We start from the raw sequence: 23,162 nt of genomic DNA on the forward strand, positions 1-23,162 counted from the left end.
CTTAAGTTTTAATTGACTAAATTGTCAATAGCCAAGGGAGCAAATTAGTTTAGTTCCACTTTGTATTGCAAGGCTTCGGCGAGATGCGAGGGGGTAATTTTTTCTTTGGCATCAAGGTCAGCAATCGTTCGCGAGACTTTAAGAATACGGTAAAAACTGCGGGCGGAAAGATTCATTTTGTTGATCGCCGCCGAAATGAGTTCTCGACACTCTGGCTCAAGACGACAAAATTCTTTGACTTGTCTCGCAGTCATCTCGGCGTTAGAAACGATACCAGTACTCTTGAAACGTTTTTCTTGCTCGTTTCTGGCTAGTTGCACTCTTTTCCGGATTTGGGCCGAGCTTTCACCAGCTGGTATATCAAGCAAATCTTTGGTTTTCACAGCCGGAACACTGATGTGCAAGTCAATACGGTCGAGAATCGGCCCGGAAATTCTCTTTTGATAGCGGGTTACTTGTCCGGGCAAACAGGTGCATTCTTTGGTTGTATCACCAAAGAAACCGCAGGGATGTGGCTTTACATAAAGACCTACAGAGGCTCCAGAGTCGTATTTATAAACAATCTCGACCCGACCTCTGAAAATAAACACCTTATCAATAATCCTTCCGACCATTTCCTTCCGAACCATGGGTTCAGTCGCCGCTTCAAACATTTCAAGTAACTGCCTTAAAGTTGAAAGAACATCCTTTCGTTTTACCTGGTCGTTAATTAGAAATTGTATTTTTTCAACTTCTTGTTCTAACAGAGCTCTTTCATTTTTTTGTACTTCGTACCGCCTATCAAACACATCGCGAATTATTCCTCCATCCTCAAACAGTTCTACCAACCTATCAACTTTACTATCGTATTCCTGTAGGTGTTTTTGGGCAACCTTAAAATGAGCCGTTAGTGATCCAGTTGATTGTGCTTCCTCCAAAGACAATTCGTTACTAACATCCTCCTGTCGGAGCTCTTTCAACCTGGTTTTCAATTTTGTGAGCACGAGATGTTCCAGTTTTGGGGCCGCCAAAAGATGTCTTCTACAAGTATTACCTCTGACGTAACTACTATCAATGAAGTCGCTTCTTACATAAACCTGACCATTCGGTTTCTTAGCCCTTCTGGTTTTCAGATAGGCCCTCTTTTGGCAATCACCGCACCATATTTTTCCAGCCAGCAATGAATCCGAAGCAAGTTGTCTACCAGTAACTTTAGATCTTGATTTCACCCTGTCTTGAATCTTATTGAAAGTAGCCTCATCAATAATACTCGGAACGTTTTTAGCTTCTTGTTGTACCCACCTATCAGGAGCAGTAAATACTCGTTTTTGTTTGCCGCTAACTGTTTTTCCTTGTTTGTATTTACTTCCGAGTTTCCGACCCCATCTCACTTTCCCAACCAAAGCGGGGTTGGTTAAAATGTTTTTTATTGTCGCAGACGACCAACTCCCTGGGCCCAGTTTACCTGTCGGGGAAGGGATTTTATCTCCAACAAGACTAAAAGCAATTTTACGAAAACTTCCACTAGAGAGGTATTCATCAACAATACGTTTAGCCACAACCGCTTTTGAAGGAATTAACTCAAAATGCCAATCGTACACCTGCTTACCATCAGCAAGAGTTTCAATCTTTGGTACTTTTTTAAGCCAAAAGGGAGCGAACACCATCTTGCCTCTTTCGGCTAATCCTCTGAATCCAGACCTAACTCTTTCACCCCGTGTTACGTTCTCTTGTTGGTCTTGGACTCCCGCTAAGGCGGCTGTCATCTGTTGGACATAATTACCACCCCAGTAGTAATCAGTAGGTGTAATTGGTTCAACCGCAACGTTTCTCATGTAAACTTGGATGTTTGCAGTTTGAGCTAATCTCCTGTGAAACCTAAGAATTAAATCTGCTTCCCTTGCTAACCTTGATGAGTGGTAAACAAGTACGATGTCAAACTTTCGGAGTAAGCTATTTAGCGGTTTTACATCCTCCAGTAAACTTGCGGCTGCGGGTCTGTCTTCAAACTCAATATCACCGAATACCCCTGGCTCGATGTAGGGCTCAACAAAAGCCCAACCTCTCTGTTCACAAATATCTTTTGCCCATTTTACTTGGTCAAAAATTGAAACTTTTTCCTCGGCAGCTTGGTCTAACGTGCTAACACGGGCATAAACCACCGCTTTTAAGGTCGGGGCTTGTATTGTCGGTCTGTAGCCTAAATTTAGTCCATCCTCCATCTGTCTTTGCTCCTTATTAACTATGTGGCGGCCACACAGCTTTAGTGTTGGGACATAAATTCCAACAAGTCGTCTTTCTTGAATCGGAGAGTCCGACCGTGTTTGTAACCCTTGAGTCCTTTTTTCAGCCACCAACGTCGGAGTGTTTCGTAATGAACACCCAACATGGTAGCGGCTTCTCGAAGGGTTAGGAATTCTTTTTCGACTGGTTTAGACATTTTGATTACTCCTTAATTAAATAATACATCACTTGTCAATGCTGTTATCTACTTGTTTACTAGCCTCAAGAGCCGACAGAGCTAGCTGTGTGAAATTTCGTTTTCCGACCTGATTAAAATTATCAACCACGTCTTGAGACGAGCAGACAGAACACCCACACCCAGATTTTGCCAAGTCGTCAAGTGTCTGCCGCTTCTTATCTACCAAAGTCCCTCGTCTCATAACCCCCTCCTGCTTAACTCTTGGTACGAAGTCTCTAGTTCTTGACCGATTAAATTACGATTTGGATTATCATCAGGAGCGGCTTCATATTGTTCTAACAAAGTGTTAATCCTGGACTGTAACTCCTCAACCGATAATTTTTTAACGTCAAAGTTTACCCCACCATGCCACTCACTATATTGTTTTGACGTTTCCTTACCTGTCGAAACATTGGGTCGGGTAGTAGGGTAAGTTAGTTTTTCTCTTTTGTTTAGAGGGTTTTCCTCCTGATAAATCAGCCCAGAAGTCTCTAAAACAGGAATGATTTGCTGTCTTAGCTGCCAGTCCGCCAAGTGTCGCTGGTAAACTTCAAAGTGCTTTTTCAGGATTTCGTTTCTTGATACCCCAAGTTTTACCCCACCCCCTAACTCACTATATTTATCGGTATAGGCGGGGACGATCACTTCCTTAAAAAGGTTAAAGACATAAGGTGGTAAGTTTAACTCCTGGCTTTCCGAAATCGAATCCCAAAGCTTGAATGCTTCCCGAACATCGTCCTCGTTGGCAACAAGTAATCCGTTTTGTCTTTCCCTGAACCACAAGTTAAGCAACGCAAAGGTTTTTATCAGGTTGATGATGCGGCCGACATCCCGTTGGTGGCGGGGTTTGTAAATCTTAATCCTGTCGGAAAGCAGTTTTTGAATCAGTTGCGGCGAAGCGATCTTGACGTCTTTGATCCCAGCTTGCTTGATAGCCTTGATACGGTCTTTTAGCATTTTTCTGACTGGGTCGAGGTCTAGGCTGCTTTGGTACTCGGTAACGTTTGATTCTCGTTTAATCCGCTCCGATATAGCTTCACGGATTTTTTCTTGATTCGTTTCTGGTGAAAGTAACAGGAACCTCGTGGTTTCTTGCTCATCGAGGTTTAGCCCAACTGTGCAAAAGATGACCACAGGGAAACCGATCAATTTTATATTCTTTGTCCTTAAACCCTGCCGTTGATTCTTGTCCGTAATTTTCAGTTCGATTACCTTTTTGTCGTGTGAAAGTAGCGGCCTTAAATGTTCCAACAGTTGCGTGTGGGGTTGGTCTAGGAATATCAAAATTTTACGTGACAAGTCAGCCCTGTAACTTTTAGACTCTGGGTCGTAAGAGCTTTGATCGTGAAAGAAAGCTGTTGGTGAACAATAACCAACTTCAACCACATCCTCCTCTGGAAACAATTTGGCAATCTCCATCGGGATAAAGCTTTTGCCGCTTGAGGACGGTGCGTTGAAGGAGATGTTTAGCTGAGCGTCTTCCGTGTAACAAGAGAGCTGGGTCAGGAAAGTAATAAGCTTGTTTACCTCGTCCTTTTTAATCGTCAGACCAAGTATTTTTATCAGTTCTTGGCTAGTGATGGGCCCAAACTGGGACACGTCAATTTGTTCCTCTTGCTTCTGCTCAACCTCTTGTTCGGCTTTATCAATCAGATCAAAGGCTTCGTCGCTCATGCCAGCCTCCTAACCGCGACCTTGAACTCCAAGTTTTCCAACCTCATCAGTAGATCAAGGCTGTCTCCACCCTGGTTGCAGCCGAAGCAGTACCAAGAGTTGTTGTGGGTGTAAATTGTGAAGGATGGGGTTTTTTCTTGGTGAAGTGGGCAAAGTCCCACAAATCTACTTCTGCTCACTTTTCTCAGTTTTCCAGCGAAAAGTTCTTCTATGGGGATTTGTCGGGCGGTTTCAACTTTCCTTTCCCAATCTTTGTTCTCACCTTTGTTGAGAAGTAGCATGGCACGATCAATGCTTTTACGTTCTTTTTTGATCCTGGCTAGCCATGAGGCGGTTCGATAGGTCGCTATCCTAGTAAGGAACCAACTAACGAACTCATCATACTTTTGGTAGCTTCTTTTTGCGGCGGCGACTTTCAAGTCCAGCAGGGCTTGGGTTTTTTCCTCATCCTCATTCAGACTCCAGGCCTTTTCATTCAGGACAGGAACGGCGTCTTTACCAAAGACTTCGACCGCTTCCAACAAGGAGACTTTATTACTTTCCATCACCGTCTCCTTCCTCAGAGTTTGGGACTAGAACATAACCCTTGCCTCCACAGCCTTGGCAGATTTTTGAACCAAACTTGACCGTACCGAAGCCATTGCAAACCACACACCGAAACGGGACGAACTTTGGTCTAACTTGGACGTTTTCAGGGTTGTCGTTATTCTGTCTGTCCATCTTTTCCTCCAACAAAAAAACAGGCCTAAAATTCTCATTTTTATTTTCATTCTTATTACTTGAGAATTTTTCGGTCTGCCTTTGGCAAACTGTGGGGGGATTTACGAGCCCTTGTCCTCTTTATTTATTTTTACTTTTATAAGTATACCATAGTGTCGCCATCCTTGCTTATGCTTGGTAGAAGTGCGATAATCTGGCCATCTTATGCCAAAAATTAACGCCGAGGAAATAAGAAAACTGTTTGAAGGTAAAAAGAAATTCTTTACTATCCCTATGGCCATAATCTTGGGTCTAGGTTTACTTCCAATCACAATCGGGTTAGGTATCGGCTACTTAGCTTACAAAAAGATTCCCAACACTACCCAAAGAAATGTTGCCCTGGGAGTCATTGCTTTAGTTACTTTGGGAGCCACCTTTGCTTGGTTTAACATGTCCTCCACCGAGCCTGAACCTCAACCTAGCCAACAAACAACACAATCAAATGAAACCAAAGAGAAAGCAAAGATTGAGAATGTCTTTAAGGTCACTAAGGTAGTTGACGGCGACACTATTGAAATTGAAGGTGGGAAACACGTCCGCTACATCGGGATTGATACTCCAGAAACAGTTGATCCCAGAAAAGAAGTCCAATGCTTTGGCCAGGAAGCCTCCGACAAAAACAAAGAGATGGTCGAAGGGAAAGAAGTTAGGCTTGAGAAAGATGTTTCCGAAACTGACAAATACGACCGACTCCTCCGTTACGTTTATGTTGGCGATACTTTTGTTAATGACAGCCTTGTTAGGCAAGGTTACGCTAGAGCTTCGTCTTACCCACCAGACGTAAAACACCAAGACCAGTTCACCGAAGCAGAGAAGGAGGCTAGGGAAAACGATCGAGGCCTGTGGTCAGAATGTGAGAAAAAAGAGGAAGCAGCACCCCCAACAACAACCCCACCGCCAACAACTAGTGGGAATTGTGATCCTTCCTACCCTGATGTTTGTATTCCGAAGTACCCACCTGACCTAGACTGCGGCGACATTACTTACAGGAAGTTTAAGGTCTTACCTCCTGACCCACATGGGTTTGACGGAAAGGACAACGACGGGGTCGGTTGTGAAAGTTGATGGATTGGGGAATTTTTTTAATCGTCTTATTCTTTGGTTGGATAATAATAGCCTTCATTAACGACTCAAGATTTTCCAAAGATCATAAAATTCTAAGTAAGCTAACGATAGTAATTGTGGGTATTGCTGCCCTTGTAATAGGTTTGGCTTGGGCAGAGGAGTCCCCACGAACTCCAACAAGAACTAGAAGTACCACACCTTACATTCAACAATCAGAACCAAGTGCACTCTGTCGAGATGGAACATTAAGTTACAGCTCCAATCGGCGGGGAACTTGCTCCCATCATGGCGGAGTAAGTGTTTGGTACTAATTAAGGAAATACTATGACTGACGATGAGATTTTGAAATTAAGAAAAGAATACAAACTCCACGAAGTCGTTGAAGACAGACTGGTGAAGTTGTTTAAGGAACTTTCTCCAACGAACTACACCTTGAAAGAAGGGATTGGCCTTACAAGCGGCCGCACCGACACAAGCCACTATATCGGAGGCGGAAAAATAATTCACGTTGAGGTAATAGCCTCCGCCAACATGGTTGCTAAGGATTTACTTAATCTCCACCAGAGTGTCGCCGACGGTAAGGTTGTTGTGTTGATGGATGAGGAAATTGATCCAACAGTAACCAAGGAGTATTTTTCGGATCATGCCACCGACAGGTTTCCCAGACTTTCAATCAGCGAAGTTCTGGACGAGGACAAGAAAGAGGCTGTTCTTGTAAAGCTAGCCGACATTGTCCAGGAAATTGACAAAACCACCGTTAAGTTCAAAAACGAATCACAGAAAAAGTTTGACCAATTCCTCAAGGACTTGAACCGACAAGGAGAGTTGATAACCTATGACTTCGGGTTTTTCCCTAGAAAAAATTTGGGGGTTTTCCAGAAACTCTCGGACGCAGAAAAACTCTATCACGAGCTAGACCCACTTGGATTTTCCGCCGCCGCAGGTCTTCATAGAGGGTATGGTTTATCGTGGGAGTTCGGGAACGACGGTAAGTTTTTGCGGTTAGGATACTCTGACAAGGACAACAACTTGATCCCCTTTGTCTCTGTTGGAGACTACGGTGAGGTAATTCACACCAGCTCCTACCACAAGGAGGGCTTTACCGAAATTCATAAACCTACACTCCTAAGCTTGTTGAATCCCGTAGTTGAATTTTACAAAGAGCTAGTCAAAAAGAAAGGCTACAAAGGAATGGTGGATGTAATCGCACACTTTAGCGGTTTCGAAGGTCTGAAGTGGGTAACTACCAATGACCCCGCCGCACTAATAATTAGAGGTAAAGCCTTCTACAGCGATGAAATTACTTGTCCAGTATTCTCAATTACAGCAGAGGATTTGCAGAAGCCTGAGAAAGTCCAAAGTTTAATTGGTGAGATGCTCCTAGTCTTGGAGAGAAACAGCAATAAAATTCCTTGGAGCAGGTAGTATTCAGCACCTGCTATAATAAGTCAAACTGCCAGAATTACCTTACAAGCAAGTTAAAAGCTTGGTGTAAGTAGCGTAGCTACATTATGAGACTAAAGATATTACTGGTGATTTTGGGTTCTCTGCTTCTTGCCTCTGGAATCTATCTCGGAATAAATAAATTTATACTTCAACCAAAAGAAAAAAGCCCTGTTGCTTCTGTTGTGGAAACCAAAGTGGCGACTGAGTCTGCCGAGCCAAAACCCGAAGGAAAGAAGGAGGACGCAAAAGCTCCAACAGGGGAAGTTTCGGGTGCGACTACAAATACTGTCCAGCTCCCAACACAACAGAATACACCTCCACTATCAGTACCAGATGAATCAGGCAAGATCGCTACTCTTAACAGCTTAATTGAGAAACTAGTCGGTTTGGCTGTAAAAATATGGGCGGAGGACGAAAAAATTAAAGCAACTACTCAAGGTTGGTTTGCTGCTCTGGAAAATTGTAATTCCGATCCAATAATTCCCTATGCTGACTGCGTTGAACTAAAAAACACTTATTACTCAGCACTTCTAAACATATCCAATGCTGCAAGAAAGAGTTATTTGGCTGATTATCGCAATTACGAGGCCCAGGCTAACCAAATAAAGGCTTCGTGCTCCTCAGTCTGTCAAACTATTTGGAATGACTACATCCAAGCACTTCAAAAGGGTGGTATTCCTCAACCTTAAAACACTAAGCTGACCAAATACACCACTCCACCAATACAAACAGTTTTACCAGTCAGACAGGTTCGGCTGTGGACTAGAGATGGCTAATTATGTGGTGTCCGCCGACCAACATCGTTAATCCTTATCCCTTGTGTGGCGGCCACATATGGTTTAACCACCTTGACCAGGGAATTAGTAAAATTTATATCGCGGATTTCTGTGGCACTTAACGGTTATATTTATTTTGTAACAAAGGGTGTGGTGGGGGTAGTTCGGGACTAACTGACTTGGTCTTAATTCATCTTGGCCAACACTTGTCTCGTGTTTTCTTGTGTTTCGGCTAGTATCTGCTTTAACTCCTCAATAGTCTTACCCTCCAGCTCTTTGTGAAACTCTAAGTTAGCGTTGAGGTTTAAGTTCCTAGAGGCTGGGAAGCGGTCTTTTAGTTTGTTGACCATTTCGATTGCTTGCAAGGCGACGCTTGGTTTGGCTTGTCGGGCGTTCTTGAGACCTGCTTCAATTATCTGTCTGGTGGATTCATCAACATAAGTATCACTCAAACCCGCTCCTTCAAGCTGTTGTCGGATCGCTGTCAAGACGTGAGGTCTACCAAGATTTTTGTAGGCTTCGTTGTTGGCCTTCGTAATAGAGTACCCAGCCTTGCGAGCCGCCAGGCTTCCGTTGCCGTTAGCTTCACCGACGTAGTATTTAACGAATTTTTCCTGCTTTAGTGTCAGCTTTTTCATATTTAATCTTTTTGCATGGCCTTGCAACTTACCGCCTGGCAGGAAGTTAAGGAACTTTACAACAGCCAGTCAAATTTCTACCCATATATAGTATAACTGACAAAGAATATAGTGAGTTAGATGGTGGAGTAAACAGATTTTAGGTTCAATAATATAGTGAGTGGGGTGGTGGGGTAAACTTTTAGTTAGATTTTTCGACTTGCCAGTCCCCACCTTTAGTGTCGTAAATCACACAGTAACGTCCTTCGAAAGTAACCGCCTTACCGCATTCCTGGCTAGAAATCGAAACGTAGCCGCCATTGGGAAACTCCATCTCAACAATTCTCTTATCCTCAACTGTTACTGCCAAGGTGTAGCAATTATCATTGTTTGGATTGTGAACCACGCAGACTCTTTGGTACTCAGTACCATCCCACCAAGGCTTATCGTAACTGATTCCAAAAGGCCACCAATGAAAAAAGAAAGCACCAATCAAGTAGAGGATTATTAGTCCCACTACTCCACCGCCTACTTCGTTTGTATGATTCTCGTCGTTTTCCAATTAAACCTCCCTAGTCAATTATAACGCTTTTTAGGTGTCGGGATGGTCTTTATGTATATCCTTAAGGACAAGGATTCGCCGCTGCAATCAAGACAAATTTGGCCGGAAAAGTCACGTTGGTCGCTGCCCTCGACACCGTCACAAACCCATCTTCGAGAGGCTGGCGCAGTGCCTCGAGAACATTTCTCGGAAACTCCGGGAACTCATCAAGAAAAAGTACGCCGCGGTGTGACTGCGATATTTCTCCTGGTTTGGGATTGGCTCCACCACCAATGATACCCACACTACTCGCGGTGTGATGGGGACTACGAAACTGTCTTTTTGTGACTAAACCACCGTTGACTCCGCCTAGAACAGAGAAGATTTTAGTAACTTCCACTGCTTCCGAAAAAGTCAAACGAGGCAGTATCGAAACAAAAGTTCGTGCCAGTAGCGTCTTACCCGCCCCTGGTGGTCCTTTGAGTAGAACGTTGTGACCACCAGCAGCTGCAATCTCCAGTGCTCGTTTGGCTTGTTCCTGTCCTTTGACCTCTTTCATATCTAGTTCGAACTCTTCCTCAGGAGCAAAATCAAACTTTCTTGGTTTAAACGGGTTGATGGGTGAGACAGCAGTAAAATGATCAAAAACCTCCCGGATATTTTTCACTGGGAGTATTTTTACCTTCTCAACGACAGAAGCTTCAATTGCATTTTCGGTCGGGAGTATCAGAGAATCAAAATTTTTTTCTTTGGCTAGTAGTGAGAGAAGCAGAGCTCCCTTGGTTGAGTTGACTGAGCCGTCAAGCGAAAGCTCACCAAAAATTAAGGTCTTGGCAATATCAGCTTCAAGTTGACCCGAAGAAAGCAAAATCCCCAAAGCAATTGGCAGGTCAAAACTTGGACCTTCCTTGGGCAAATCAGCTGGAGCAAGGTTGACCGTAATGCGTTTAGCGGGGAAATCAGCACCAACGTTTTTCAGAGCGGCCCGGACCCTCTCGCGAGACTCCTCAACCGCCTTGTCCGGCAAACCAACGATTGTGAATGAGGGTAGCCCTTGAGAAGCAATATCAACTTCAATTGTTACCGGCACTGCTTCCAGGCCAACTAGAGAACCGGAGTGGATTTTGGATAGCATTGCCAAGCAGAATAAAGTAAACAGATCAAGGAATCAAGAGGGCTTTTTCACTTCTTTGTCTGTTTTGTTTTCATAATTTCCTCAACTATCACTCCAATCCCGACCGCAGCGGGAACAGAAACTACCGCTCCTAGAAAACCAAACAAAACTGTTCCAATCAAAAGAACAAAAAGAATCATAAACGCGTTCAGACCAATAATACCACTCATCACTTTGGGTACCAAAAAATTGTCTTTCAATGTCTGGATGATATTGTAGAAAAGAAAAATCCAAACTGCCAGAATCGGGTTCTGTACTGCAGAAATGACGAGTGCCGGTATCAAGGCAAGCAACGGCCCGAGACCAGCAATCGGGCTCAAAAAAGTAGCAATCATGGTCAGGGTCAGACTATAGTTTACTCCGAGAACAGTCAGACCAGCAAAAGTTGTGATACCAACCAAACCAGCAATCAAAATCTGCCCAAGCACCCAACCACCAATACGTCTTTCAATTTCTGCCTCAAGAGCTTTTAGCTTTTCTTCTTTACCAGGAAAAAAACTTGCAAGAAAATCTAGTGTTTCGTCATGCTCCAACAAAAGATAGAAAGTAACCACAAAAACCCCTACGAAGAAAAGAAACCCAGAAATAGAACTCAAGGTCAGATTTATCAAACTACCGATCCCCTGATTCAAGACCGGAGAGAGAGTTTTTTGAAGCTGTTCTGCGCTAACATTGACCCCCAGACTCTGAGCCCGAGCCAGGACCTCGCCTAAAATAGCTGGGAAATTGGCTACGAAAAGTTGAAACTGAGAAATAAAAGGGCTAAAGAAAAGACCCAAGAGAGTAAAGAAAAGCCCAAAACAAACGAAAAAAGTGAGAAAGGCAGATACTTTATAGCTTAAATGAAACCCCCGCTGCGTTTTTTTTACCAACGGACGAAAACCACTAACCAGTATGTAGGAAAGAATCAGACTGAGAACCAAGGTGCGCAGCTGCCAAAGGAAAATTAATAATATGATCAAAAAAACACTGAGAAAAATCGTTTTTTTGGAAATAGCAATTGTCATTTATTTTATTATAGCCTAACTTGGGGATTTATTTACTAACTGTAAAGTCAAGGTCGTTTTGTCCAACCTGAGTTGTATTTGTTGAAGCATAGACAGCGGCTTTCCAAGTCGTTTCGTAAGTACTTAACGGTACCACTAAGGTTAGAGTGCCAGAAGAGTTTGTTTCCAAATTTGGGTTCCAATACAAAGTATCTACTAACTTGTCTGCGGTAATTCCCCCACCTCCTCCACCACCCCCGCCTCCATAGTCGCCAATTTTGATGAGAGAGGAAGAAGCATTGGTTGACCTACCCCGGAAGTAATAGAAAGAAGAATGAATCGCAGGTAAAGCTGATTTCCTTAGTATATAAATGGATTTATCGACAAGGCTGAGCGAGATTTTTGCGGCAATTGGATTACCCGAATTATCTTTGGTTGTGATTGTAAGTTTTGCTTTTTCACTTGGTTTGTATTGATCCTTATCAGTTTTTATTTCTACCTTTACGAGTTTGTGCATTGCAGGTACATTCAAGGAAAGGCCTTCGGAATAGTACTTCCCATCCTTGAAAAAGGTAAAAACAAGACTAAAAGATGGGCTTAGTTCTTCATTTATTTCCAGCGGGAAAATACTTTTGCCTTTTTTAATTTCTTTCCATTCCGAAGAATAAATTCTTCCCCTTTCTGTAGTAACTAAAGCTTTTATGTCCTCTGGTACTTCGATTTGCAAATTAGCGGTGTCCCCCACAAGATAAGAATTTTTTTCAGCGGTTACTGATAACTTTGTTAGATTTTGATCGGAGAAGAAAGTAAAGCCTCTAGGTTCATCAGAAATATAAAGGGATTTTGAATCATCAATATAATTTCCAGACCCATCAGTACCCTTTACTCTCAAAATGTAGGAGGAGTTTTTCTCTTGAACTTCAAGTTTTTGTTTTATTATCCCTATTCCGTTGTTGTCTGTTTTTGTCGATCCTGAAATTTCAACCTTCTCAACACTCTCATATGTTTTGTTGTCATAACTAACTGAACTAATTGTATAGTTAAATGTTTTATTTCCCTGTTTAACCCCTTCTCTAGTCTCGGAGTAAAAACTCGCCACCAAATTTTCGCCCTTTAGGTAGGCCCACTTGATTGGTCTTATAAATAAGTTTGCGTTTCCTTGATGGACTATACCCTTACCTGCGCCAAAAATTCTGTTTTTATTCTCATCGGTTTTTATTGCCACCACAGTTACGTTTTGGCTGCTATTTGTTTTAAACTCGTTTGTGTTGACAGTTACGGTTGCCGTTCCTTTGGCATCCAAAGTCACTTCCGGTGAATCTTGATTTATTGAGTCAAAATATTGATCCTCCTGAAAACCACCCCCACACATACCACCCCAAGAGTTTAGATTGAAATTTTGGTTATAAACTGCCTTATCTGTTTCAAAATAAGAGCTAGTGACATAGCCATAGTTTACTTTTGTTTTGGCTAAAGGTGTACCGTTATTATACTTTCCTCTGATTGTGGCTTGTATTTTGTCTTTTAGAAGATACTCACCCTTATCAAGTTCAACTGTTAGATCAAAATTGGGTTTTTTGTAATCCAATACTTCATAATAGACAGAAGCTTCGGAATAATTTTCCTTAGTTTCTCCAAGAACTTCTGCCGTTAAAGGGCCAGTGCCTTCGGCTGCAATAAGCTCACCGGAAAAAATACCTCCGGAATTTGTGGTCTGATCTTTTTGGAAAACGACTTTTTCACTCTCTGTTTTACTATCATAACTTTTGACTGATACCCGAACGGTCTGGCTACCCGGCATTTTATAGATAGCGTCGTTATCTTTTCTCACTAGCCCACGGTAACGGATTTTGTCTCCTTTTTTGTAAATTGGACGGTCAGTATAAAGAAAAATTTCATTATTTTCACTGAGATTTGAACGGACCCGAATATCGGCTTGGCTAAGCAAAATAGCAACGGGAACGATTAAAACCTCACCTTGAGTTTTTCCAACCACCAAATCGACTTTTTTTGGATAAATGAAACTGATTTCTTTCTGGTCTGTTACTTCGGCACTATTAATAATTGTTGGTTTGTCCAACATGCTGTAAAAATCAACCTCGATTGGTTGAGTTAAAACATTTCCATCCAAATCTTGTCCCGCCAAAAGAATTTTTTGATCGTCTTGTCGGAAAATTAGTCCTTTTGAATTCGAGACAAGCCAAATTTGCCCCACTCTATCACCTCCATCATTTACCGCTTCCAAGAAGTAGATCCCCTTTTCCTCCTTAACAAAATAGTTCTCTTTGTCTTTTACCTTTTCTTTGCTTGATAGTTTCTCCAACTTCTCACTATTGACCAATTTATTTGCATAGTCTAAATAATTAGTGCCCCCTATGTCTTTCTTGGCTCTGTAAACAAAGGAGTTTAATAAGGTATCCAAATCGGCTTTGTAAAGATTGAGGTTTACATCCGAGAATCCCTTTCCAACTCGGACGGTGAGGGTTGAACCTCTAGTTGAAGAAAAGCTTAATAACTTTGTAACTAGGTCTTCATCTTTTTCCGAAAAAAATACTTCGTTAGAACTGAGATCAGTTGAAAAGACTAAATAGTAAGTAGATATTAGTGCTTGTCCAGCTTTTGATCTCAATTGATCGGAGATGGTGATACTATACGAAGTCGTGTCCAAAAGAGTCTCCTGTGGAATGAAAGTTACCTGTTTTTCTGAAGCGCTTAGCGAAAAGGTTCCCTCTACTTCTGGAGAAATACTGAAATTGTGTTCGAAATCGTGCAATCTTACTTCTTGGTTAAAAACAAAACTAATTTTTTTGTTTACCGCAACCCCAACCGCATCGTTTATAGGATCTGTTTGTAAAAGTAAAAATTCGTTGACCACACTTTTTGAACCAACCTTAAGAGTTTTTGGTTGGTTCAATTTGAGGTAAGCTAATGCAGTAGTTGAGAAAAGTATTAAAAAAACACCTAGTCCAATTGCTAAGGAAAGTTTGCGGTGGGAGGAAATCCAGTTTTTTACCCTTTTCTTTAATCCTAATTTCTCAGAACTAGCCAAAGTTTCACTAGAAATCTTTTCTTCCAGTGCCGCCTCGTTAGTAGTATTTGCTTGGTCTTCAGGCATTAATTTTAGTATGGAAGTTTTTTAATGCTTAGTCAAGAAAAAAATCCCACCGAAGTGAGATTTTTTCTGCTCAAAGGTAACCCGTAAGCCAGATTCTGTTTTCCCGCTTCGATACGAATCGAGGCGAGTAGCGACCATCTATCTAGATGTGGCGAATGCTCACAACTTCTTGGGGTAAACCAAGATGCCTGCGACTTTCTGGTTCAGACTAGTAACTCATTACCAGGTTCGGCAGTTACAGCGAGTAGGATTGCCCGTTTCACTTTCACCCCTAATTGTCGAGGGATGAAACTTCGTCTCTGTTGCTCTCGAAACCTGTCAATTCAGGTTCCGTCCGAACAAGGCTTTCGACTCAAACCTTTGTTCGACACTAGCACTTACGTGTTTCGCCTTACGACGAATCCTCCACTAGTCAGCTGTCTGGACTTTCCTCCCCACCCTTTCCAGTCACAAATTTAAACCCTTCAATTCTACCAACTCATCTACTAAAGGAGTCTAACTTCTAACCAGAAAGGGTGGGGCGGCCGCTCAACTACCTTTGAGCGTCCCTATTTTACCATTTTGGAAGAGGTTTTTCAACTTTTAGGGTTTAGAGAGTGGCGACGAGCGTCGCGAAAATGAATGACAACCACTTGCAAAGCTGCGGCCGTTGGAACAGCAATCGCTGCCCCGAGAGCACCAAAAAGGCTCCCTCCCACCAAAATTGAGATGATAGTGACCAAAGGACTCAAGCCGACTACTTCTTTCATGACTTCGGGAACAATGAAGTAGTTTTCGAACTGTTGAATCAGGGTGTAAAGGGCGACTACACCGAGCAAAACTAAGGGTGAGGAACCCGTCGCCAAAACAATGATCAGTGCCGGTACGACTGCAAGAATTGGACCGATGACCGCAACTGTTTCTAGCAAACCCGCGATCACCGCCAAAGGAAGGGCAAACTCAACTCTTAGTAGGCTAAGCCCGACCCAAACAGCGAGTCCGACCAAAAACATTAAAATTAATTGCCCACGAACCCAAGCACCCAACTGCTTTTCAATCTGATGGGCGATCCTTAGTGTTTCTACTTTTGGCATGTTGGGAAAAAAGAGAAAAATGCTTTCCTTGATTTTGTCTCTTTCCAAAAGCAAGTAAAAACTGAAAACTGCAATTGAAACAAAAACCAAAATACCGTTAAAAGCGTTCAGCAACAAGGCAAGGGCATTGGCCAGAGCATCGTTAACTCTCTCGCTGGCAAGTTGAAACAAATGATCAGAGGTCACGACTGGCAATCCCAGACCGTCCAAATAATTAGTTATCCGTTGGATATAGACTGGAAGATCAGCCACAAAGATCCTAGTTTGCTCAATGAGCGGTGGAAGGATGAAAAATAGGAGCGCGCCAAGCCCACCGATAGCAATTAAATAAGTCAACCCAACAGCCAAGGCTTTGGGAAGACCTACTTTCTCAAAACGGTCGACAAGTGGAGCAAAACCACTCATCAAAATCACCGAAATCCCCAAGGCGATCAAAATACCCCGAATCTGCCAAGCAAAGACCAAGGCCACCAGCAAAAAAATAGTGAAAGCGATAGTTTTGGGGGAAATTTCAACTGTAGTTGTATTTTCCATCTTTAATCAATCAGAGCTTTTGGTCCAAAAATAATCTAACAAAATTCTTGCCGAAGCAGCGATCGGTACTCCCAGTATAAACCCAATTGGCCCAGCCAGTTTCCCCCCTGCCAAAACGGCAAAAAGCACTACCATTGGGTGGAGCCGAGTAAGCCGGCCTAACAACTGCGGTATAACGAAGTAATCTTCAATCTGACGAAGGACAAAGTAAATCAAAACGATAACAATTGCCAGGGTCATCGGATCCAACCCAAAACGATTGACTCCAAGTACATAGCCTGTGGTCGCGGCCAAACCTCCAGCCGCGATTGGGCCGATGAAAGGTATCAGTTCCAAAAACCCAGTCAAAACCCCAATAATCAAAGCAAAGGGAACTCCAAGAATTACTAGAGCAATACTAGTGGCAATGCTCATTATGAAAACCAAGATTATTTGGCCGCGCAAATAACCCCCCAGAGCGTTGTTGATTTGCCCAAGCAGTCTTTCTACATCTTCTTGATGGTGTGAAGAAAACCGGCTTTTAATCGCCCGAACTAGATGCTGACCATCTTTGAGAAAGTAGAAAGTGGCTACCAGAAAAACTAAAACTTGCAAAACCCTGGACAAAGCCCCGGTAAAAATCGTCAGGAGTGAGTCTTGCGTGTGACTGATAGCAGTGTTTAAACCAATCAGAACCGCTCTTGCGGCTGACTGAAAACCAACACTTTGTCCAGCGATCGTCCATTCGGGCAAGCGCGCCACTGCGTTCTGACTAAGATAGTTGATATCCTTGACTTCAATTTGTAGCTGACTTATTTCGTAGAGCAGTTTTCCACCAAGCCAAGTGACTGTGTAAATCACCAGTCCAAAAACAACTAAGTAGATCAGCAAGATGGCCACCACTCGATGTATCTTCAAATATCGTTCCAGGAGTTTTACCACTGGGTTCAAAACGTAAGCAAGCAGCCCAGCTAGAATGAAGGGGGTAAGAATATCCCGAATTAGATAAGCAAGGACAAGTAAACCGAGCAAAAAGTAGATAAACAACCAGCTTTTTGATCTCATTAATTTGATTATAACGTTATTTATTCTCAAGTAGTAGGAGTTTCTTCAGAAACGGTAAGCCAGCTTTGGATGAGTCGTTTCATTTCCTTTTTGTCCAGCGCCTCAATATTGAACCAGTTGATTTTTCCCATTTTTCGAAACCAGGTCAGCTGTCGGCGAATATAAGCATGGTGCTTGAATTTTGTTCTTTGGATTGCTTCCTCTAGAGTCAACCTACTTGTCAAAAGACCAATGACATCTTGATAACCCAAAGAAGTAAAACTTGGTAGATCCTGCGGATAGTCTTGCAACAAAGCTTCAACTTCTTTTTGAAAAGCTCCTGAGCCGAACCACTCATCGACGCGCTGATCAGTGTTTTCATAAAGCCTTTCCCGGGTTGCGGTCAAACCGAGAATAAGTAAGTCAAAATTAACTTTGTATTTTTCCCTAAGCTCCGAAAAGGGTTTTCCAGTTGCCTGGTAAACTTCCAAAGCTCGGGTGATGCGGCGGCGGTTGTTTTGGTCAATTTTTTTGTAACTAGCCGGATCAATTTCGAGAAGCAGGCCTAGCAAGCGTTCCGTAGATTTCTTTTCTAGCGATTCACGCAGGGCCGTGTCCGGAGCAACTTTGGGAATTTTCAGCCCTTCCGTGATTGCTTGGACGTAGAGCCCGGTGCCACCAACCAAAATCGGTAGTTTCTTTCTGGAAATGATTTCAGCAATTTTTTCTAAAGCCAACTGCTGAAACTGCGCAACTGAAAAGCGCTCATCTGGATCGACTACATCATAAAGGTGAATTGGTATTCCCTCAACTCGCCAAAAACCGTCATGCTTCTCAAACCTCTCGTTAATTCTTACTTTCGAAGAAAGCAGTCTCTGAGCTTGCGAGGAGTTTAATTCTTCATTCTTCATTCTGAATTCAACTTTACCTGTCCCAACATCCATACCAGAAAAAATTTGCCGGCTGTCAGCACTGACTAGCTCGCCGTCGAATTTTTTTGCTAGTTCCAGGGCGAGACTGGTTTTTCCGGTTCCGGTCGGACCAACAATGACTAGTAGTTTGTTCATGGGTTTAGTTTAACAGAGGGTTCAACTAAATTCGTAGTTTAACTGTTTTTTCCCGACTCTAAATTCATCATTCTGCATTCTTAATTCTGAATCATATCCACCACCAAAGTCGACCAGCTGAAATCTTCAGCTCCAAAGCCTTTGCCGCTGATGGGATCGAAAAATTCTCGGAAACCCTGCTGTCGCACTAGCCCAACTGAGGCCTCAACAATTTTTTCTGCCTGCTGCCCAAAACCGTGTTCCCTCAACCCATTAACTAGGTACCAGTTGGTGCTGATCCAGGTTGGTCCGCGCCAAATCAAGGGCTCTCCAAAAATCATGGTTGGTCGGGCTCGAAAATCAGGATCATCAGCGGCTACTGTTGGAACTGGATAAGGTAGGTCAAACTCATCTTTGTTGGACAGGTGTTTTGTCACCAAATTTTTAGCAATTTTCTCATCGATACCCAGAATCAAAGGCATCAGTCCTTTGATCGTTTTTGCGGTTGTGTTTTTCTCTTCTTTGGAATAGGTATCGAAGAAAAAGTTTGTTTTTTCATCAAAACATTTCGCAATTAGATTGTCCTGAGCTTTTTTGGCAATTAAAGAAAACTTTTTAGCTTGTTTTTCTTCCCCAAAACTTTCAAGTAGTCGAACTAGAACTTTTAAGTTTTTAATATAAATAGAATTTACAAAAACATCCTCAACGTTGAAATAGTCTTCGGCAAAAATTTTCTTCAGGTCATAGTTGTGAAGCATGTGGCGCAAGGTCACTTTGCGGCAGCCGATCGCAACTCCCAACTTGGTTTTGCTACGAATATCACAGACTTCATCGTAGCTTGGCGACTGATCCATACCTGATTCATAAGGAGCAATGATGGAAAGTAAGCCGTCGCGATCCGGATCGCGGTTGTCCGCAAGCCACGAGTAATAATCAGTCAGTTTAGGTAGCATCTCTACCAAAAAATAGCGGTCTTTGTCTTTTTGATAAATTGCGTTCACTGCCTCTGCCAAAAGTGGCGGCTGGATCAACTCCGTGGTCTTCGGAAAAAGAGAAAACTTCGACTCAAGAGCTGCTCCGTGTAAGGAAAGCAGCGGTGGGTCCCAAAAAATGACGTGTGGGATGAAACCATCCTCTCGCTGCATTTTCGTCAAATTGCGCAGCTCATTTTTAGCTAGTTCCGGATCAAAGTGGGAAAGAACGATAGCGTGAAAACAGCTATCCCAAAACCATTGGTGAGAGTAGTGATGGCGCGAAGGACAAATATATTTGTACTCCATCTTGGCCCAGTTGGAGTAGCCAGTCTTGAGGTTGCCGTAGATAACTTGCTTGGCTTTATCTATAACATCCTGGGCAGGGATTTTCATTGCGAGCTTGCGAGCAACATCGACCGCATATTAATAATCTTTTAGTTTTTCAAAAACTCTCTTTAGGTCGATATTATTTTTAGTTTAATGCAAATAGAGTGCCAGCGCTAGACTTGCTACTTTGTGTCATCCTGAGAACTTAGCAAAGGATCTCCTTCGACAAGCTTAGGACAGGTCGGAGATTCTTCATTTCATTCAGAATGACACGAACAAAAATGTTAAACTTGCGAAATTGTCATCCTGAACTCGGTTCAGGATCTAAGGGATTCCGAAACCTCTCTCGCGACAAGGTGGACAAGTTCGGAATGACATAACTGCTAAACCTTGTCCTGCCTGTTAAACTATTGATATGGCTTTTAATCCGAACACCATCTGGGTTTCACACACCAGCCTCAATGATTTTGGGAAATGCAAACAGCTCTACTATTTGCGCGGTCTTTATCGCGACCAAAAGTATGGTAATAACTTTCGAATTCAAGTCGCCTCACCCTATTTAAGTCTCGGAGAAGCGGTGCATGACGCCATTGACCAATTGATCAAGCGCTACCCAAAAGGCGAAAGAAGCAAGGACAAGCTCTTTTATGAGTTTAACCGAGGCTGGAAACTAAAACCAGGCAAGGTGGGTGGCTTTCAATCAGAGTCTCAGGAAAAAGAATTCAAGGCTCGTGGAGAAGCCATGCTCGAGCGCTTTTGGAAACACGAGCATTTCAAAAATAGTGAGCCAATTTTAGTCGATTTTCCAAAGCTTCCCTTGATCGGTCAGGATGAGGCTATTCTCGTAGGCAATTTTGATTGGCTCGAAAAAAATGAATCCGGGCTACATATACTAGACTTCAAAACTGGCCAGAACGAAGAAGAGGAGGGCTCCCGCCAGCTTCCACTTTACGCGATACTGGGTGAGCACGTACTGAAGAAACCGGTGACCAAAGTCAGCTACTGGTATCTCGACAAAGACGATGAGCCAGTTGAGATGACTCTTCCGGATTTGGGGGGAACTCTAGATGAAGTAAAAACACAAGCATTAGAAATGCAAAAGGCTGTGAATAGCAAGGATTTTGCTTGTACCACAGATGTCGGCTACTGCCGAGCCTGTCATGATTATCATGCGGCAATTAATGATATTGCCGAACACGTCGCCACTGATTTCAAACGCAAACGTGAGGTCTTTTTCCTTCCAACTTGACAAACAAAATTGGGGGGGGTTAAACTTAAACCATGGGTGAAACTATGGGGCCATCTCCCGAAGAGATGGGCTTGAGACCAGAACCAAAAATCGATCTTGAAGGTGGGCAACAAGTACCTAAACCAGAATTTAATAAAATAGACCCTGAATTAAAATCAATAGTACAATCACGGGCTGGAGAGTTCGTGGAAGGTGTGATGGGAAGCGACGTTGAAGGAAATCTTTATGAAGACAGAGTCAAAGCACAAGAAATGGAAAGGATATTAAGAATATTGGAGTTATCTTTGGGATCCTCTCTTAAAGATACTATTGATCATGAGGAGATAGTGAGAGCACAGAGAAACCCAGACTACCAGAGTACAACAAAGGTTATGGACAATTTTATCCAAGCTGCTCGAGAAAGACTAAAGGGTCCCAAGACTTCAGAGTAAGAGTTGTTTTTAACAGTTTCGTTGGTAACGACTTCGCAAGAGGTCGTTTTTCTTTTATGAAATTTATTTCGTGTAGTCTTCTAAAACCGTATCCTCTGTTACAACCTGAACAAAAGTTTTTTTCTTGGCTAGTTCCGCGACCTTGTGTTTGATCGAAAAGTCGTCAAAATAAACTTCAATAGTAGCTGGGAAAATGTTCTCTGTGACAAACTTTGTCAATACAGGATAATCTTTATTTCTTTCCTTGTATCTTTTCAAAGCCTCCTCCTGTGAAATTATTTTTACCTCCCTTACTCCCTTTACCTTCTCAATCTCATTCTTAAGACTTTCTTCTTGTTCAGTGCTTGCCTCACCCTTAAGAAAGGCAATGACTTGCGCTCTTTGTTTTCTTGCTTCTTCGCCTTTACTGATGCTTGGATAAAGTCGGGGGTCTAGATACAAAAGCCCACACTCTTTTCTAGCTGTGTAGTACTGAATCAAGGCATACCTTTCCTCACCGTTTTTCAGACTTTTGTTCCCGATCGAGATCCGTTCCTGAGCTTTTTTGCACGCAGAATTAGGAATAAAGAACAAAGAGACGGCTCCAATTAAAGCAAGAACAAGGGTACCTCCAAGAATAAGAACGGCTCTTTTTTTCACCCTGATACCCCAACTTTCTGCTTATTAATAAGGTTGTCGAGGATGTGGAAGCGGCGGTGTTTTTCTTCGTTTGAGATGTTATCTTCAAGGTTTTTTTGCGCTACTGTCCCCGGTCTGGTAGAATACATGCCAATGTAGGCGACAACCCAACCGACTTTTTTTGCTAGTGTAACTGTCGACTGAAATTCGTCCTGCGTTTCTCCGGGAAAGCCCACGATGATATCAGTTCCAATCTGCACTTCGGGAATTTTTGTTTTTAACTTATTAACTAATTCTAGATAATCATTTTGCGTGTAATAGCGGTTCATTCGTTTCAGAACTGAGTCAGAACCAGATTGCACCGGCAGGTGAATATAGCGGTCAATATTGGGGTACTTGGCAATAAGGCCAATTAGCTCATCAGAAAAATCCCAGGGGTTTGAAGAAAGAAAAGAAACTTTTTCAAAGCCTTTTCTGGCAACTTCCTCGAGCAGTTGCGGAAAAATGGTTGGGATTCGCTTTCTTCCCATACTCATCTTTACCATGACTGGGAGTAACGAACGGCCGTCCTGCCTCGATTTGCCATTCTCGTCAAGGCTGGCAGGCAGGGGATACAGACCGTCCTTAAGGTTTTCTTTGATGAAATCAGCTCCGTAAGAATTGACGTTTTGTCCGAGAAGTGTAACCCGCTTGTAACCGGCGGTCTGAAGATCGTCAACTTCGTGAATAATGTCATTCCAGGGTCTGGAAATCTCTCTTCCGCGCGTGAAAGGGACAATACAAAAAGTACAAAAATTGTTGCAGCCTTGAGAAATGACTACCCAGCCGTGCTGCCGATCTTCCCGCCGGATGGGGGTGTTGAAACCGACCTCATCAATAGGAAGAAATTCGTCCACAAGTGGGAGTCGTGCTTTCATCACCCGGTACATTTTGCCGCTGGGATCGCGCACCATTGCCCCAACTAGACAACCGGTGACTGTAATTTTGAAGCCGGGTTTGGCCTCTTTGATTTTACCGAGTTTCTGCATCATACCGTAGACACGGTCTTCAGCGTGTTGCCGCACCATGCAAGTGTTGATGACAACATGGTCAGCTTCTTCAAGATTTTTTGCGGGGGTAAAATTACGCGATTCGAAAGCGCCGGCAACCCGCTCCGAGTCAGCGAAGTTTTGCTGACAGCCAAAGGTGGTAATGAAGTATTTCATAGACGAATTAAGAGCAAAACCCAAAATTCACCTTTTACGCTTGCGCAAAAGGCAAAGTTCTGCGCAGTAAGCAGTAAATTAATCTCACT

General features: G+C 42.9%; 21 protein-coding genes. 6 read left to right on the plus strand and 15 right to left on the minus strand.

Annotated features, from left to right (window positions below):
• Window positions 1-44: 44 nt before the first annotated feature.
• The 4 genes from Q8P13_04820 to Q8P13_04835 form a co-directional block, all read right to left on the minus strand.
• Entirely contained in the window at window positions 45-2,141 is a 2,097-nt protein-coding gene (locus Q8P13_04820) for a recombinase family protein (protein ID MDP2671748.1), read from the minus strand.
• Window positions 2,142-2,242: 101 nt separating this feature from the next.
• A complete protein-coding gene (locus tag Q8P13_04825; protein ID MDP2671749.1) occupies window positions 2,243-2,419 on the minus strand; it encodes a helix-turn-helix domain-containing protein in 177 nt (58 codons plus the stop codon).
• A gap of 219 nt (window positions 2,420-2,638) precedes the next feature.
• The gene (locus Q8P13_04830; protein MDP2671750.1) at window positions 2,639-4,114 is read right to left on the minus strand and encodes a hypothetical protein; all 1,476 of its coding nucleotides are present in this window, start codon (window positions 4,112-4,114) and stop codon (window positions 2,639-2,641) included.
• Complete coding sequence (locus Q8P13_04835) at window positions 4,111-4,659, minus strand: CHC2 zinc finger domain-containing protein (protein ID MDP2671751.1); 549 nt, start codon at window positions 4,657-4,659, stop codon at window positions 4,111-4,113. Before Q8P13_04835 ends, Q8P13_04830 begins: the two co-directional genes overlap by 4 nt.
• A 379-nt stretch (window positions 4,660-5,038) precedes the next feature.
• Between Q8P13_04835 and Q8P13_04840 the strand changes: the two genes are divergently transcribed.
• The 4 genes from Q8P13_04840 to Q8P13_04855 all read left to right on the plus strand — a co-directional run bounded on the left by Q8P13_04840 (window position 5,039) and on the right by Q8P13_04855 (window position 8,073).
• Entirely contained in the window at window positions 5,039-5,938 is a 900-nt protein-coding gene (locus Q8P13_04840; protein MDP2671752.1) for a thermonuclease family protein, read from the plus strand.
• A complete protein-coding gene (locus tag Q8P13_04845) occupies window positions 5,938-6,249 on the plus strand; it encodes a DUF3761 domain-containing protein (protein MDP2671753.1) in 312 nt (103 codons plus the stop codon). The genes Q8P13_04840 and Q8P13_04845 overlap by 1 nt, the downstream gene beginning before the upstream one ends.
• A gap of 13 nt (window positions 6,250-6,262) precedes the next feature.
• Window positions 6,263-7,363, plus strand: coding sequence for a hypothetical protein (locus tag Q8P13_04850; GenBank protein ID MDP2671754.1), 1,101 nt, complete (start codon window positions 6,263-6,265; stop codon window positions 7,361-7,363).
• Between the two features lie 86 nt (window positions 7,364-7,449).
• Complete coding sequence (locus tag Q8P13_04855; GenBank protein MDP2671755.1) at window positions 7,450-8,073, plus strand: hypothetical protein; 624 nt, start codon at window positions 7,450-7,452, stop codon at window positions 8,071-8,073.
• 272 nt (window positions 8,074-8,345) lie between these two features.
• On the opposite strand, the gene Q8P13_04860 is transcribed toward Q8P13_04855, so the two are convergent.
• The 9 genes from Q8P13_04860 to Q8P13_04900 all read right to left on the minus strand — a co-directional run bounded on the left by Q8P13_04860 (window position 8,346) and on the right by Q8P13_04900 (window position 19,636).
• On the minus strand, window positions 8,346-8,798 hold the full coding sequence (locus Q8P13_04860) for a terminase small subunit (protein ID MDP2671756.1): 453 nt from the start codon (window positions 8,796-8,798) through the stop codon (window positions 8,346-8,348).
• Between the two features lie 181 nt (window positions 8,799-8,979).
• Window positions 8,980-9,339 (minus strand): hypothetical protein, encoded by a 360-nt coding sequence (locus Q8P13_04865; protein ID MDP2671757.1) that lies wholly within the window; start codon window positions 9,337-9,339, stop codon window positions 8,980-8,982.
• A 61-nt stretch (window positions 9,340-9,400) separates the two neighbouring features.
• A complete protein-coding gene (locus tag Q8P13_04870; GenBank protein ID MDP2671758.1) occupies window positions 9,401-10,453 on the minus strand; it encodes a YifB family Mg chelatase-like AAA ATPase in 1,053 nt (350 codons plus the stop codon).
• A gap of 47 nt (window positions 10,454-10,500) precedes the next feature.
• Window positions 10,501-11,499: an AI-2E family transporter gene (locus tag Q8P13_04875; GenBank protein MDP2671759.1), complete on the minus strand. Its 999-nt coding sequence runs from the start codon at window positions 11,497-11,499 to the stop codon at window positions 10,501-10,503.
• Window positions 11,500-11,527: 28 nt separating this feature from the next.
• Window positions 11,528-14,593: an Ig-like domain-containing protein gene (locus tag Q8P13_04880; protein MDP2671760.1), complete on the minus strand. Its 3,066-nt coding sequence runs from the start codon at window positions 14,591-14,593 to the stop codon at window positions 11,528-11,530.
• A gap of 575 nt (window positions 14,594-15,168) precedes the next feature.
• Window positions 15,169-16,200, minus strand: a complete 1,032-nt coding sequence (locus Q8P13_04885; protein ID MDP2671761.1) for an AI-2E family transporter — start codon at window positions 16,198-16,200, stop codon at window positions 15,169-15,171.
• A 6-nt stretch (window positions 16,201-16,206) separates the two neighbouring features.
• Window positions 16,207-17,244, minus strand: a complete 1,038-nt coding sequence (locus Q8P13_04890; protein ID MDP2671762.1) for an AI-2E family transporter — start codon at window positions 17,242-17,244, stop codon at window positions 16,207-16,209.
• Window positions 17,245-17,270: 26 nt separating this feature from the next.
• Window positions 17,271-18,290: a tRNA (adenosine(37)-N6)-dimethylallyltransferase MiaA gene (gene miaA, locus Q8P13_04895; GenBank protein MDP2671763.1), complete on the minus strand. Its 1,020-nt coding sequence runs from the start codon at window positions 18,288-18,290 to the stop codon at window positions 17,271-17,273.
• Window positions 18,291-18,370: 80 nt separating this feature from the next.
• Window positions 18,371-19,636, minus strand: a complete 1,266-nt coding sequence (locus Q8P13_04900) for a trehalase family glycosidase (GenBank protein MDP2671764.1) — start codon at window positions 19,634-19,636, stop codon at window positions 18,371-18,373.
• Window positions 19,637-19,985: 349 nt separating this feature from the next.
• On the opposite strand from Q8P13_04900, the gene Q8P13_04905 reads away from it, so the two are divergent.
• Both Q8P13_04905 and Q8P13_04910 read left to right on the plus strand, forming a co-directional pair.
• Entirely contained in the window at window positions 19,986-20,819 is an 834-nt protein-coding gene (locus Q8P13_04905; protein MDP2671765.1) for a PD-(D/E)XK nuclease family protein, read from the plus strand.
• A 32-nt stretch (window positions 20,820-20,851) separates the two neighbouring features.
• A complete protein-coding gene (locus Q8P13_04910) occupies window positions 20,852-21,250 on the plus strand; it encodes a hypothetical protein (protein MDP2671766.1) in 399 nt (132 codons plus the stop codon).
• A 63-nt stretch (window positions 21,251-21,313) separates the two neighbouring features.
• Here the strand turns inward: Q8P13_04910 and Q8P13_04915 are convergent, their stop codons facing one another.
• Both Q8P13_04915 and Q8P13_04920 read right to left on the minus strand, forming a co-directional pair.
• Window positions 21,314-21,889, minus strand: coding sequence for a permease-like cell division protein FtsX (locus tag Q8P13_04915; protein ID MDP2671767.1), 576 nt, complete (start codon window positions 21,887-21,889; stop codon window positions 21,314-21,316).
• On the minus strand, window positions 21,886-23,073 hold the full coding sequence (locus tag Q8P13_04920; protein MDP2671768.1) for a radical SAM protein: 1,188 nt from the start codon (window positions 23,071-23,073) through the stop codon (window positions 21,886-21,888). Before Q8P13_04920 ends, Q8P13_04915 begins: the two co-directional genes overlap by 4 nt.
• Between the last annotated feature and the right edge of the window lie 89 nt (window positions 23,074-23,162).

The organism is bacterium (genome assembly GCA_030704665.1).
GTDB lineage: Bacteria > Patescibacteriota > Microgenomatia > Woykebacterales > RBG-16-39-9b > JAUYID01.